This is a genomic window from Cupriavidus necator, assembly GCF_040578825.1.
GTDB lineage: Bacteria > Pseudomonadota > Gammaproteobacteria > Burkholderiales > Burkholderiaceae > Cupriavidus > Cupriavidus necator_E.
Window position 1 is genome coordinate 68,518 of the sequence record NZ_JBEFLI010000013.1, and the last position, 12,167, is coordinate 80,684.

A 12,167-nucleotide genomic window follows, 5' to 3' on the forward strand; every position below is an offset into this window, starting at 1 on the left:
GGAGCGCGATAAAGGAATCCGATGACTACGAGCCTGCGTGGGGCGTGGCCGCCGCATCCGGCGCCGTCGTGCCCGCCGGCTGCATCGGCACGGCCATCTCTTCGCCCACCTCCGCGCAGAACTCCGCCACTACCGCGGTGGCCAGCCCGACGATCGATTCGTTGACCTCCAGCCCCGCGCCGATGCGCCATGACGCCACGATATCCAGCGCCGGCGGATGGTTCTCCACGTCCACCACCGACAGCGTGCCGTCGGCCAGCTCCTTGCGCACCAGCGCCGGCGGCACCGCGCCGATGCCGAAGCCGTCGCCGATCAGCCGCGTCATCGCCGCCACCGAGTTGACGCAGTTGATGCGCGGCGACGATACGCCGTTCAGGTGGAATAGGCTCAGGATGTCCTGGTGCGGGCGCGAGTTCTTGACGAAGGTGATGACGCGCTCTGCGGCAAGCTCTTCCAGCGAGGCATAGGGCCGGTCATAGACCGAGCCGGTGGCGACGATCCAGCGGATCGGGTAGCGCGCCAGCTCGATATTGCGCACGGTTTCCAGGCGCAGCAGGTCGGTCTGGAAGATGACGTCGAGATAGCCCTTCTGCAGCTGGTCGCACAGGTTGAGCGCGGCATCGGCGGTCAGCTCGATTTCCAGCGCCGGGTAGGCCCGCATGGCGCGCTTGACCACTGTCGACAACCAGGTATGGATCACCGAGTCCATCGCGCCGATGCGCACGCGCCCCGCAATGGCGCGCGAACGGTCCAGCGACTGCCGCATATGGTGCATGGTGTTCACCATCTTCTCGGCATATTCCAGCACGCGCTGGCCTTCCGGCGTCAGCGTCACGCCGCGCGAATCGCGCAGGAACAGCTTGACGCCCAGGTCCTCTTCCAGCACCGCGATGCGGCTGGAAATGGAGGCCTGGGTGCTGAACAGCTTCTCGGCGGTCAGCCTGAAGCTGCGCAGGCGTGCGACCCAGACGAAGGTTTCGAGAAAGCGCAGGTTCATGGGCGATGTGCGGGGGGATGTCGCTGCGGCGGCCGGGCTGGCAAGCGACAGAATCTACGCGATGGCGGGGAGGCGAACAAGCGTTTGAGGATGGGGATTGGTTTGGTGGGTTGAGGGGATGCAGGGTGCGTGCCTGGGGGCCCGGCTTGCGCTCTGGTTGCTCCCCTCTCCCGCAAGCGGGAGAGAAGAGCGTTCGCGTGGGGTGGTGGCCTATATTCAGTGCTTTGGTGTTCGAACGCCTCCACACAGTGCGGCTTTTCAATGCCTGCCGGTCTGCTCCCCTCTCCCGCCTGCGGGAGTGGGGCCGGGTGAGAGGGCAGGCGCTTGCATACCGACGTGCGCCCTTCACGCCCCCAGCGGCGAAGGCTCCGCCGGTGTCGGCGCCGCGCGCGACGGTGTGCTTGCCGGCCCGCGTGCCGCCGCAGCTTCAGCTTCCCGCTGCGCGGCCTCGGCCTGCGCCTTCAGCCGTTCCAGCGAGATCTGCATATCCTCTGCCAGCGCCGCCGGATATTCCGCCTGCGCGCCGTTCGGCACCGACGACGGATCCAGCCACAACTGCCAGGTCACGCGCGTGGTGCCAACGCCGTTGCCCGCTGTCACCTGCAGCCGCCCGCGCGTATGGTTGGACAGCTTGCGATAGCTGTACGAGTAAGGGCCCTTGTCGGTCAGCACATCCACCGCCGGCAGACCGCCGGCCTTGCGCGCCATGCGCCGTACCGTGCCGGGCCCGCCATCGCCCAGTACCACGCTGCAGTCCTTGTACGCGGTGTCCCACTTCGGCAGCCCGCAGTAGTTGCCGGCCTGCTGCCACACGCGCACCGGGTCCGCCTGCACCTCGACCGAACGTTCGACGGCAATCATCTGCGCTTGCGCGGGCGCCGCGATACCAATGGCAAGCAGCAGCGCGGCGCACGCACGGGCTGGCAGGGTCAGGCAGGCTGGGTTCGGCATAGGGAGGCGGGCGCGCGCCGGCATTGGAATGGCTGCAAGCCTAGCCGAGCGCGGCGCCCGCTGCCATTACCGAAGGTTCGTAGCCATCGCCCTACCCTACGCATTTCCGTAGTCATGCGGCCACCCTGCCCGCGCTGGCGCGCCGTATGCTTATGCCCGCGCTGATCCCTGCACAACCCAACGAAGAATGCCAGGGCTCGCCGCGGGGATCAGGGAAAACCCGCGGGCCGCAGCCATGCCAGCGGCAGGCAAACCGGCGCAAACCGCGAATTCACGCGCTTTCAGCTCAGTCATCAGTTTTTCTTATCGGCCGTCGCCCGAAAAAGTAGTTGGACGCGACGCACCGGGCATTTCAAGAATGCAGGCAGCGGGGCGTACCGCAGGACGCTCCACAACAACAAGAGCAACTCCGCCCGCCGGTGCCTGGCCCCAGGGCCTGAACCGCCATACCACGACGAGGCATGCATGGAAACGCAGATCGGCAGCATCCAGAGCCCGCAGCATCCGGCGCAACCCGCCGGCGATGAGGCAGCGCCGTCGCGCGGTTTCTTTTCCTGGTACCGCGACATCACGCCCAACGAGCGGCGCACGTTCTGGAGCTGCAAGGTCGGCTACGCGCTCGACGCGATGGACACGCAGTTCCTCAGCTTCGTCATCCCCACGCTGATCGCCACCTGGGGCATCAGTCGCGCCGACGCGGGCTTTATCGGCACCGCCACGCTGCTGACTTCGGCCGCGGGCGGCTGGGTCGCCGGCATCCTGTCGGATCGCATCGGCCGCGTGCGCACGCTGCAACTGACCATTCTGTGGTTTGCCTTCTTCACCTTCCTGTGCGGGCTGGCGCAGAACTATGAACAGTTGCTGATCGCCCGCGCCCTGATGGGCTTCGGCTTCGGCGGCGAATGGACCGCCGGCGCGGTGCTGATCGGCGAAGCCATTCGCGCGCAGGATCGCGGCAAGGCGGTGGGCATGGTGCAGGCCGGCTGGGCGATCGGCTGGGGCCTGTCGGCCCTGCTCTATGCGCTGGTGTTCTCGCTGCTGCCGGCCGAGACCGCATGGCGCGCGCTGTTCCTGATCGGCCTGCTGCCGGCGGTGTTCGTGATCGTGGTGCGCCGCATGGTGAAGGAGCCCGAGGTCTATACCGAGCACAAGGCCCGCGAAGCGCAGAGCAGCGACAAGGCATCATTCGCCGCGATCTTCTCGCCCAGGCTGCTGTCGGTGACGCTGCGCGCCGCGCTGCTGACCACCGGCGCGCAGGGCGGCTACTACGCCATCACCACCTGGCTGCCCACCTTCCTGAAGACCGAGCGCGGGCTGACGGTGCTCGGCACCGGCGGCTACCTGGCGATGGTGATCGTGGGCTCCTATATCGGCTATGTCACCAGCGCCTACCTGACCGACCGCATCGGCCGCAAGCGCAACTTCATCCTGTTCGCGCTGGGTTCGATGACGATCGCGCTGGCCTATACGCATATCCCGGTCAACGACACCGTGATGCTGCTGCTGGGCTTCCCGCTGGGCTTCTTTGCCTCGGGCATCTTCGCCGGCATGGGCGCGTTCCTGACCGAGCTGTTCCCGACCAGCGTGCGCGGCTCGGGCCAGGGCTTTTGCTACAACGTGGGCCGCGCGATCGGGGCGTTCTTCCCGTTCCTGATCGGGCAGGTCAGCCAGCAGATGTCGCTGGGCCATGCCATCGGCATCTTTGCCGCGGCGGCCTACGGCGTGCTGATCCTGGCGGCGCTGACGCTGCCCGAGACGCGCGGCAAGGCGCTGGAAGCGTAGGCATGGCGCGCCTGGACATCCGCATCGCAAAAGACCCTACGGCCGGCAGGGGAAGTGGCTCTGATACCACTGTCCCTGCCGCACAATGCGTCGCAGGCCGGTGCGTCACCCATGCGAGGGACGCGCACCCCGCCCCGGTGTCCGCGCGCCCAATCAAAAAGCACAACCACGCGCGCGGCAGGACCGGTTTGCGGACCTGCCATGCGCCGCGCACGCCCGCGGCGTGCCATCGCGGGACATTTTCAACAGCATGCATCACGACGCCGGAGCCATGGTTTCGGGGTGCGACAACTACATAACGGGCAGCCCCCTTGCGGGGGCAAGCCCCTGGTATTTCCGACGGGAATCCGGGTCAGCAGTATGTTGGGCTTGCCAGCCCGACGGCAATGCGGCGCAGGCGCGATACGCGCTGGCGATGGCCGCCATCTCCATTCCAGGGGACGGACGGTCGCGACCGGCACGAGGCACTGCGCGCACGCATCGCCGCCGCGAAGGCAGACCCCCCATTTGCACGCGGCGGCCGGCTCACGAGGCCGATGCCGCGCGCCAAAGACTCGTTGTCGGAGGCCTCAATGATCAAAGATGTGGAAGTCGTGCCGTACAGTGACGCGGGGGCGTTCACGTATGGCACAGCCAGCCCCACCACCAGCCCCACTACCACCGGGCCGCTGCGCCCCGGCGCCGGCATCGCCCCTGCGCTGGTGGCCAACAACGGCATCAAGGTATTCGGCGAGCGCCACCTGGTGCCGGTCAGGCAGCGCGTGCGCCATGGCGCCACGCCCGGCCTGGTGACCGCGCTGCAGGCGGAAGCCACGCATGAGGGCCGAACGACGGTGATGGAGTCGGCCATCCGCGCGATCGGCTTCGACTGGCTCGGCTATGGCACCGCCGCCAACGTGGGCGGCCAGATCCAGCCGCGCACCTTCTTCGAGACCTACTCCGCGCCCGGCTGGCGCGAGCGCTACTTCCGCGAGCGCTACTACGAGATCGACCCGCGCAACCCGCAGCCCGGCACCTACGGCCTGCCGACCGTGTGGGACGCCGACGACCTGGCACAGATGCCGGCCGGCAACGTGCCGCCGCTGCGCCGCCGCCGCTTCTTCGACGACCTGCGCGATGCCGGTATCCGCAGCGGCATCTTCCTGAACCTGCCGATGCCGGGCAGCAGCGACTTCGTGCTGATCAGCTTTATGTCCGGCATCGAGAGCCGGCGCTGGATCGGCGATTCCGTGGTCGGGCAGGCGCTGGCGACGGGACTGGCGCTGCATGAGTTCCTGACCTGCCATGTCGAGATCCCCGCCTTTGCCGGGCGTCATCGCGAAGGGCTGTCCGACGTGCAGCGCGATATCCTCGCCTGCCTGGCGCAGGGTCTGTCCGACAAGGAGATTGCGCGGCGCATGGCGATGTCGATCTTCAATGTCGATTACCACATGCGTCGGCTGCGCAGCCACTTCGGCGTGCGCAACCGCGTGCAGCTGGCGAGTGCAGCGACGCTGCTGCGGCCTGTGGGCGCGCCGCTGTCCGTGGACCGGGTACAGGATGCGGAAGGCGTGATCGCGGCTTAGTTTTCTGGCGTTGGTTTTGGCATTGGCTTTGACTTTGGCGTTGGCCTTCGCTTTGGCGTTGGCTTTCGCCGGACCGATTGCGTGCTCCCTCTCCCGCTTGCGGGAGAGGGGAGCAAACCAGCGGCAGAGGACGTCCGAGCCACCATCACTCGCCCTTGGCCCACCGCATTAAGTCAGCCACCCGCTCAAACAGCGTCCGGTCGATAAACCGGTCCAGCGGCACGTTCAGATACAACCGCTGCGCCAGCTCGGAATCGAACGCCGACGGGATCAGGTAGTCCGCCGCCGCCTGGCGGATGCGCGCGGCCACGTGGCCGCTGCCCTTGGCCACCACCTTGGGCAGCGTGCCCGGGCCGTCGTAGCGCAGCGCCACCGCATACTGCGTGGAATACACCACCGCCGTCGATACCCTGACCCGCTCGCCCACGCCAAAGAACGCCGCCTCGAAGAACGCGGCGCGCCGGCGTCCGGCCATGATCGGATCGCCCTGCGTCTCCTTGTACTCGCGCCGGTACTCCTCCACGCTCATGCGCTGGCGCTTCATGAACTGGTAGCGCTCGTGCACGTAGTCCACCACCGCCATCACGAGGTAGATCACCGCGGCCCAGCAGCACATGCGCAGGATGATGTAGGCCACCAGCAGCAGGATCTCCGGCGGCCGCGCGTACCCGGTGCGCACGCCGTCCTCGATCGCGCCCAGTGCCAGCACGTACACCAGCCCGCCCAGCAGCGCGATCTTGACGAGGATCTTGACCAGGTTCACCAGGTTGCGCACCGCGAACATGCGCTTCAGGCCCTCAGCCGGGTTCAGCCGCGCCAGGTTGGGCTTGATCTGCTCGAACGCCACCAGCGGCCCCACCTGCAAGAAGGCACCGACGACGCCGCACACCAGCGCGATCGCGGCGATCGGCAACACCCCCATCAGCAGGAAGCGCGCGCCGGCCTCGCCCAGCACCAGCATCTGCTGGTCCACCAGGTGCTGCGGCACGCTGCCCATGGCGTTGTGCCACAGCGCCTGGAACAGCCGCACGAAATAGCGGCCCAGCAGCCATAGCCCGGCCAGCACGCCGAGGAACACCACCGACGAAGTCACATCGGCGCTGCGCGGTACCTCGCCGCGCTTGCGCGCCTCGTCCAGCTTGCGCTGGGTGGCTTCAAGGTTCTTTTCGCTATCGCTCATGTCGTCAGTCTAGGGCGCCGGCGCGCCCTTGCGCAGCAACTCGATCAGCACATTGTCGGGCCGCAGGAAGCCCTGCAGCGAATCCACCATCACCGCCAGCATCAGCACCAGCATCAGCAGCGCCACCGTGATCTTGACCGGCTGCGCGAACTGGAACACGTCGAACTGCGGCACGAAGCGCGCGATCAGCGCAAAACCCAGCTCCACGATCACCAGCAGCAACAGGATCGGCGCCGCCAGCTTGACCACCCACGAGAACATGGTGCCGGCGTACAGGTTGGCAAAGCCCATCGATGCCAGCGACATCTCCGGCCCGAACGACATCACCGGCCAGAATGCAAACGATTCTACGATCACGCCGGTCATGGCAAAGAAGCCGCCCAGCGAAGCGAACAACGCGATGCCGAAGTGCGACAGCAGGTTCTCCATCGGGCCGTCTTCCTGCTGCGTGACCGGGTCGAAGAAGGTGGCGTTCCCCGAGCCGGTCTGGAAGTCGATCAGCTCGCCGATCATCTGCAGCGCGACAAAGAACAGCCCGAAGGCCATGCCCAGCAGCAGGCCGATAAAGGCCTCCTTGAAGATCAGCACCAGCCACAGGCCGCCGACGATGGCGTCGAAGTCGATGCGCGCGCCCGGCGACACGAACAGCGCGATCGCCAGTACGATGCCGTTGCGCGCCACGCCGGGAATGGCCTGCTGCGACAGGAACGGCAGCACCGTAAACGCCGTCAGCAGGCGCGGCATCACCATCACGATCGGCATGATGACCTCGCGGCCCCACTGGAACAGCAGGCTGGGATCGAGCAGGTCGCCCTGCATGCTCAGGCGCGCAGCGCGGCGGCATGCCACGCACGGGCGGCCGCTTCGTCGACGGCCTCGTCCTCGCGGCGCTCGGCACCGGCCTGCGCGGCGCGGCGGTCGCGCACGGCCAGTTCGCGCGCGCCTTCCAGCCTGGCCTGGGCGCGCAGCAGTGCGCGCCGGCTGTCGTCAAAGGTGGCGCGGCGTTGCGCCACGTCGTCCAGCACTTCGCCCAGCCGGGCATTGGCGCGGGCGATGCGCGCGTCGAACGCGGTCTGCCAGCCCTGCGCATCCAGCAGTCCGGAGACCGACACCCCGCCCTGCGACGCGCCCCGGCGCAGCCGGTCGATAAACGCGGCGCGTTCGGCCAGCGCGGCGTTGACCGCCTGCTGCGCGGCCTCGGCGTCGCGCAGGCCCGCCATCACATGCGCGCGGCGCTGCTGCATCACGCGCATGGCCTCGTCCTGGCGGCGCTGGCGTACGGTTTCGAGCTGGCCCAGGCGCGGGTCCGTGGTGGTCTGCGTCATGCTGCCTCTCCTGCGCGCGGGCCCGGCTCGGGCACGCGGATGGCCTGCGCCAGCTTGTCGACGGCACCGGCGAAGGTATCGAGCCGCGCCGCTGGCTGGGCCAGGTAGGCGCGCATGTTCTGGATGGCGGCCACGGCGGCGTCGGCGACCGGGTCGGCACCGGGCCGGTATTCGCCGATCTGCAGCAGCAGCTCCATCTCCTGGAACTTGGCCAGCAGTTGCCGCAGCCGTGCCGCGTCGCGCGCATGGGCGCCGGCCACCACCTGCGGCATGACCCGGCTGACCGACTGCAGCACATCCACCGGCGGATATTGCCCGGCACTGGCCAGCTTGCGCGACAGCACGATATGGCCGTCCAGGATCGAGCGCACTTCCTCGGCGATCGGGTCGCTGTCGTCCTCGCCCTCGGTCAGCACCGTATACGCCGCGGTGATCGAGCCCTGCACGCCGGTGCCGGCGCGCTCCAGCAACTGCGGCAGCATCGAGAACACCGACGGCGGATAGCTGCGCCGCGTCGGCGGCTCGCCGCTGGCCAGTCCGATCTCGCGCTGCGCGCGCGCGAAGCGCGTCAGCGAATCGACCAGCAGCAGCACGCGGCGGCCCTGGTCGCGGAAATGCTCGGCAATCGCGGTGGCGGTGTAGGCGCAGCGCACGCGCTCCATCGGCGAGCGGTCGGAGGTGGACACCACCAGCACCGTGCGCGCCATGCCCTCCGGCCCCAGGTTGTATTCGATGAATTCGCGCACCTCGCGGCCGCGCTCGCCGACCAGCGCCACCACGTTGACATCGCTCGACGCGCCGCGCGCCAGCATCCCCAACAAGGTGCTCTTGCCCACGCCCGGCGGCGCGAAGATGCCCACGCGCTGGCCCTCGCCCAGTGTCAGCAGCCCGTCGATGGCGCGCACGCCGGTGGCGAGCGGCTCGCGGATCAGCCGGCGGGTCAGCGGGTCGGGCGGCTCGTTGTCGACCGGCACGCGCGTCACGCCGTCGAGCCCGCCCTTGCCGTCGATGGGCTCGCCCAGCGCGTCGAGCACGCGGCCCAGCAGCGCGGCGCCGGCCGGACACTCGTGCCCGTGCGCGGAGGGGATGACCTCGGTCAGCGCCGATACGCCGGTAGTGCGGCCCAGCGGCGTCAGCAACGCGGTCTGCTGCACGAAGCCGACCACCTCGGCCAGCAGCGGTGGCTCGCCCGGCGTGACGAGCTGGCACAGTTCGCCCACATGCGCCTGGATGCCGGTGGCATTGATCAGCATGCCCACGGCCTTGCTGACGCGGCCGCGCATCGCCACCGGCGTGAAATGTTCGAAGGCGCGTTCCAGGTCCGCCGCGGCGTGCTGCAGCGCGGCTTCGATATCGGTGGCGGGCAGTTCGTTGGGCATCGGTGTTCAGCCCGCCCGCAGGCGGCGCGCAAAGGCTTCGAGCTGGGCCTGCAGGCCCACTTCCATGGTGCCCGAGGGGGTCTGGATGCGGCAGGCGTCGGGCTCCAGCCCCGGCTCCACCACCACGTTGGCGCGGCGCGGCCATTCCTGCGTCTCGGCCAGCCGGTCGAGCAGCCCGCGCACGGCCTGCTCGCGGCCCAGCGGGATCTGGATGGTGATAAAGGGCTCGGCGCGCACCAGCGCTTCCACGCGCTGCAGCGCCACCTCCAGGATGATGTCGGGATCGAGCTCGCCGGCGATCTGCTGCACCGCCTTCATCACGATCTCGGCCATGGTGCGGCGCATCGCGCCCAACTGGCGCTCGGCTTCGGCGGCGGCGCTGACCTGCGCGGCGGCGTGGTCGGCGTGCGCGCGCGCCCAGCCTTCGCGGTAGCCGTGCTGGCGCCGCTCCTCGGCTTCACGCTGCGCTTCGGTGCGGATATGCAGCGCCTCGCGGCGCGCGGACTCGATTACCTCCGCGGCGTCCATCAGCGCGGCGTATTCCGCTTCCTTCAGCACCTTGCGCTCGGACAGCAGCTGCAGGTTCTCGCTCGTGATCAGAAAAGCCAGTGCCATGCCGGGAATCGTTCAGGGATCAGGTTGAGCAGCAGCAGTTCGCGCAACTGGCCCGACTGCGCCGGCGTCAGCGGCGCGGGCGACAGTGCAGCGAGGCGGCGCGGGAATTTGTGGCGCAGCGCATGCAGCAACGGCGCATGCCGTGGCGCGGACAGCAACCCGCACAGCAGCCGATAGCCGCGCTCTGCCATCAGCCGGCCGGCACAGGCAGGCCGCGCGCGCATCGGCGCCAGGTTCATCGGCAGCGCCGGCAGTTCCGGCACGCGCTTCAGGATAAAGGCCACCGCCTGGCGGTCGAGCCGCCGCGCGGCGCGGCGCATCGCGCGCGGCGTGCTGCCGATCAGCGGTGCGGCCAGCGCGCCCGGCAGCGGTGCGATGCTGTCGGTGAGCTGCGACGGCAGCATGCGGCGCTCGCTGGCAAAACCCGTCTTGTGCACCGCCAGCCCCAGCCATAACGCCAGCAGCCGCAGGTCGCTGCGCGCCATCAGCACCAGCCGCACCAGCGGATCGTGGTTGGGCGCCAGCAGGCTGCCGGTCACGGCGTCGCGGGTGGCGCCGTCGCCGGCCAGCCCCAGCGGCTGCGCCAGCACGTTGGCCGCGGCCGCGCCGAACCTGCCGGGCCGGCGCCAGGCGACCGGCCAGTCGGCCGGCAGCCAGCTGGGGTGCAGGTGTTCCAGCGGCCGCTGCACGAAGCCCGCCACCGCGCGCGCCAGCGCCGGGTCTGGCAATGCCAGCGGTGCGGGCGCCAGCGCGGTGGACAGCGCGCCCGGCAACGGTGCGCCAAACGCTGGCGAGGTGCCGGCGGCAGACAGGTTCACTGCGCGCTCCGCGGCACCACCCGGCGCCGCAGCCAGCGCAGCCCGCCGCGCTGCCACGCCACCGCGGCGGCCGCGAGCTGCGCGATGGCGGCCACCGCGGCCACGGCGATGGCCGCGAAGCGCCCGACCGGGAAGCCGTTCGCGGGCACATGCGCTGCCGCGACCGGCGCGAACGGGCGCGCCTCGACCAGCGACAGCGATACGTTGTCGTGGGTCACGCCCTCGATGCTGTGCGCGACCATGTCCTTGACGGTCGGTACCAGCAGCCGCAGGTCGGTATCGGACCGATGCTTGATAAACACCGCCGCCGACGACGGCCGGATCTTGTCCGACAGCGGATCGTTGGCGGGGATCACCACGTGCACGCGCGCCGTGACCACGCCGTCGATATTGCGCAGCGTCTCCGACAGTTCCTGCGACAGCGCGAAGATATAGCGCATGCGCTCTTCGGTCGGCGTGGCGACCAGGCCCTGCTTCTGGAACACCTGCCCCAGCGAGGCAAAGCGCTCGCCCGGCAGCCCTTCGCTGCGCAGGACCTCCAGCGCGGCGGGCAGCTGCGATTCCTCGACACGCACGCTCCACAGCCCCTCGTTGCCGCCGCCGCTGTCGCCGGTGCGCGCCTTCTCGGCGTCGATGCCTTCGGCGGTCAGCGCGGCCAGCACCTGGTTGGCCTCGGGTTCGTTCAGCGATGCATACAGGTCGACCTTGCACGCGGCCAGCGCCAGCGCCAGCAGCGCGGGCGCCAGGCGCGCGGCGCGCGCAAGGCTTGAAGACAGCGGTGGCGTGGGCGTCATTGCTGGTTCTTCAGCAGGCTGTTGAACAGGTTGGTCCCGGCGCTGCCGATGCTCGACGTCACGTGGATCGATGAGAACAGCTCGAGCGACTGCGTCTGCAGCATCATGGCCTGGTAGACCACCTCGGTGGTATTGCCCTGGTACATCGAGGCGAACATGCCGTCGCGCAGTTCCTGCAGCCGCGCGGCCTGCCGTGCCGATTCCTCGCCGGCCGAGACGTAGCTGGCGCGGATGGCATTGCCCAATGTGGTGGAAGTGGGGTCCGCCGCCTGCGCGACGTGCGCGGTGCGCGAGCCGTCGGCGGCGCGCCCCTGCTGCACCATCTGGGCAAACTCCTGCGCCTGCTGCGGGTCCGCCGGTGCGCCGGCGCCTGCCGGCGACTGGTGCGCCGCGACGGTGGCGGTATCGGAGACAGCGCCAGTGGCGGCGGTTGCGGTCGGGTCCATATGGCTCTCCTTGCAATGCGTTCGGCCCCCCGGGAAACCGGGGGCCCCTTGGCGGTCTGGCGCGGCGGTCCGCCCCCGGACGCGGCCGCGCCAGCCGCCGTCAGTTGGTGCGGGATGTCTGCTTGACGTCCTGCATCGCACCCTGGATCAGGTTGGCCTTCTGCGTGTTGTGGGCCATTTCGCTGCTGACCACGGCGTTCTGGCGCGTCAGCGTGTCCTGCAGGTTCAGGATGTTCACGGAGAACTCCTGAGCTTTCTGCTGGATTTCATTCATCTTGGCATTGAGGTCGACTTCAGCCATGACAATCTCCTTCA

The 12,167-nt window shown here is 69.1% G+C and carries 13 protein-coding genes; 2 read left to right on the top strand and 11 right to left on the bottom strand.

Going from position 1 to position 12,167, the window contains the following annotated elements; all coding sequences use genetic code 11:
• Positions 1-25 precede the first annotated feature (25 nt).
• A complete protein-coding gene (locus AB1I47_RS09375) occupies positions 26-997 on the bottom strand; it encodes a LysR family transcriptional regulator (protein WP_354683470.1) in 972 nt (323 codons plus the stop codon).
• A 345-nt stretch (positions 998-1,342) separates the two neighbouring features.
• Positions 1,343-1,948, bottom strand: coding sequence for an SRPBCC family protein (locus AB1I47_RS09380; protein ID WP_354683471.1), 606 nt, complete (start codon positions 1,946-1,948; stop codon positions 1,343-1,345).
• A 465-nt stretch (positions 1,949-2,413) separates the two neighbouring features.
• Between AB1I47_RS09380 and AB1I47_RS09385 the strand changes: the two genes are divergently transcribed.
• Together AB1I47_RS09385 and AB1I47_RS09390 are read left to right on the top strand one after the other, a co-directional pair.
• On the top strand, positions 2,414-3,730 hold the full coding sequence (locus AB1I47_RS09385) for an MFS transporter (RefSeq protein ID WP_354683472.1): 1,317 nt from the start codon (positions 2,414-2,416) through the stop codon (positions 3,728-3,730).
• 572 nt (positions 3,731-4,302) lie between these two features.
• Positions 4,303-5,295, top strand: a complete 993-nt coding sequence (locus AB1I47_RS09390) for a helix-turn-helix transcriptional regulator (protein WP_354683473.1) — start codon at positions 4,303-4,305, stop codon at positions 5,293-5,295.
• A 145-nt stretch (positions 5,296-5,440) separates the two neighbouring features.
• On the opposite strand, the gene AB1I47_RS09395 is transcribed toward AB1I47_RS09390, so the two are convergent.
• The 9 genes from AB1I47_RS09395 to AB1I47_RS09435 form a co-directional block, all read right to left on the bottom strand.
• Complete coding sequence (locus tag AB1I47_RS09395; RefSeq protein WP_354683474.1) at positions 5,441-6,475, bottom strand: EscU/YscU/HrcU family type III secretion system export apparatus switch protein; 1,035 nt, start codon at positions 6,473-6,475, stop codon at positions 5,441-5,443.
• Positions 6,476-6,484: 9 nt separating this feature from the next.
• Entirely contained in the window at positions 6,485-7,294 is an 810-nt protein-coding gene (gene sctT, locus AB1I47_RS09400) for a type III secretion system export apparatus subunit SctT (protein WP_354683475.1), read from the bottom strand.
• Between the two features lie 2 nt (positions 7,295-7,296).
• Positions 7,297-7,800 carry a flagellar FliJ family protein gene (locus tag AB1I47_RS09405; protein ID WP_354683476.1) on the bottom strand — a complete coding sequence of 168 codons (504 nt, stop codon included), beginning with the start codon at positions 7,798-7,800 and terminating at the stop codon, positions 7,297-7,299.
• Positions 7,797-9,179 (bottom strand): FliI/YscN family ATPase, encoded by a 1,383-nt coding sequence (locus tag AB1I47_RS09410; protein ID WP_354683477.1) that lies wholly within the window; start codon positions 9,177-9,179, stop codon positions 7,797-7,799. The genes AB1I47_RS09405 and AB1I47_RS09410 overlap by 4 nt, the downstream gene beginning before the upstream one ends.
• Before the next feature lie 6 nt (positions 9,180-9,185).
• On the bottom strand, positions 9,186-9,794 hold the full coding sequence (locus AB1I47_RS09415; RefSeq protein ID WP_354683478.1) for an HrpE/YscL family type III secretion apparatus protein: 609 nt from the start codon (positions 9,792-9,794) through the stop codon (positions 9,186-9,188).
• On the bottom strand, positions 9,776-10,612 hold the full coding sequence (locus AB1I47_RS09420) for a type III secretion system protein SctK (protein ID WP_354683479.1): 837 nt from the start codon (positions 10,610-10,612) through the stop codon (positions 9,776-9,778). The genes AB1I47_RS09415 and AB1I47_RS09420 overlap by 19 nt, the downstream gene beginning before the upstream one ends.
• A complete protein-coding gene (gene sctJ / locus AB1I47_RS09425) occupies positions 10,609-11,406 on the bottom strand; it encodes a type III secretion system inner membrane ring lipoprotein SctJ (protein ID WP_354683480.1) in 798 nt (265 codons plus the stop codon). The genes AB1I47_RS09420 and sctJ overlap by 4 nt, the downstream gene beginning before the upstream one ends.
• Positions 11,403-11,852 (bottom strand): hypothetical protein, encoded by a 450-nt coding sequence (locus AB1I47_RS09430; protein ID WP_354683481.1) that lies wholly within the window; start codon positions 11,850-11,852, stop codon positions 11,403-11,405. Before AB1I47_RS09430 ends, sctJ begins: the two co-directional genes overlap by 4 nt.
• 100 nt (positions 11,853-11,952) lie before the next feature.
• On the bottom strand, positions 11,953-12,153 hold the full coding sequence (locus tag AB1I47_RS09435; RefSeq protein ID WP_354683482.1) for a hypothetical protein: 201 nt from the start codon (positions 12,151-12,153) through the stop codon (positions 11,953-11,955).
• Positions 12,154-12,167 lie beyond the last annotated feature (14 nt).

What these genes read in the sequence shown, in the direction of transcription:
- AB1I47_RS09375 (WP_354683470.1), bottom strand. Translation starts at nt 997, where the DNA reads ATGAACCTGCGCTTTCTCGAAACCTTCGTCTGGGTCGCACGCCTGCGC.
- sctT (WP_354683475.1), bottom strand. Translation starts at nt 7,294, where the DNA reads ATGCAGGGCGACCTGCTCGATCCCAGCCTGCTGTTCCAGTGGGGCCGC.
- AB1I47_RS09385 (WP_354683472.1), top strand. Translation starts at nt 2,414, where the DNA reads ATGGAAACGCAGATCGGCAGCATCCAGAGCCCGCAGCATCCGGCGCAA.
- AB1I47_RS09430 (WP_354683481.1), bottom strand. Translation starts at nt 11,852, where the DNA reads ATGGACCCGACCGCAACCGCCGCCACTGGCGCTGTCTCCGATACCGCC.
- AB1I47_RS09380 (WP_354683471.1), bottom strand. Translation starts at nt 1,948, where the DNA reads ATGCCGAACCCAGCCTGCCTGACCCTGCCAGCCCGTGCGTGCGCCGCG.
- AB1I47_RS09405 (WP_354683476.1), bottom strand. Translation starts at nt 7,800, where the DNA reads ATGACGCAGACCACCACGGACCCGCGCCTGGGCCAGCTCGAAACCGTA.
- AB1I47_RS09390 (WP_354683473.1), top strand. Translation starts at nt 4,303, where the DNA reads ATGATCAAAGATGTGGAAGTCGTGCCGTACAGTGACGCGGGGGCGTTC.
- sctJ (WP_354683480.1), bottom strand. Translation starts at nt 11,406, where the DNA reads ATGACGCCCACGCCACCGCTGTCTTCAAGCCTTGCGCGCGCCGCGCGC.
- AB1I47_RS09395 (WP_354683474.1), bottom strand. Translation starts at nt 6,475, where the DNA reads ATGAGCGATAGCGAAAAGAACCTTGAAGCCACCCAGCGCAAGCTGGAC.
- AB1I47_RS09435 (WP_354683482.1), bottom strand. Translation starts at nt 12,153, where the DNA reads ATGGCTGAAGTCGACCTCAATGCCAAGATGAATGAAATCCAGCAGAAA.
- AB1I47_RS09415 (WP_354683478.1), bottom strand. Translation starts at nt 9,794, where the DNA reads ATGGCACTGGCTTTTCTGATCACGAGCGAGAACCTGCAGCTGCTGTCC.
- AB1I47_RS09410 (WP_354683477.1), bottom strand. Translation starts at nt 9,179, where the DNA reads ATGCCCAACGAACTGCCCGCCACCGATATCGAAGCCGCGCTGCAGCAC.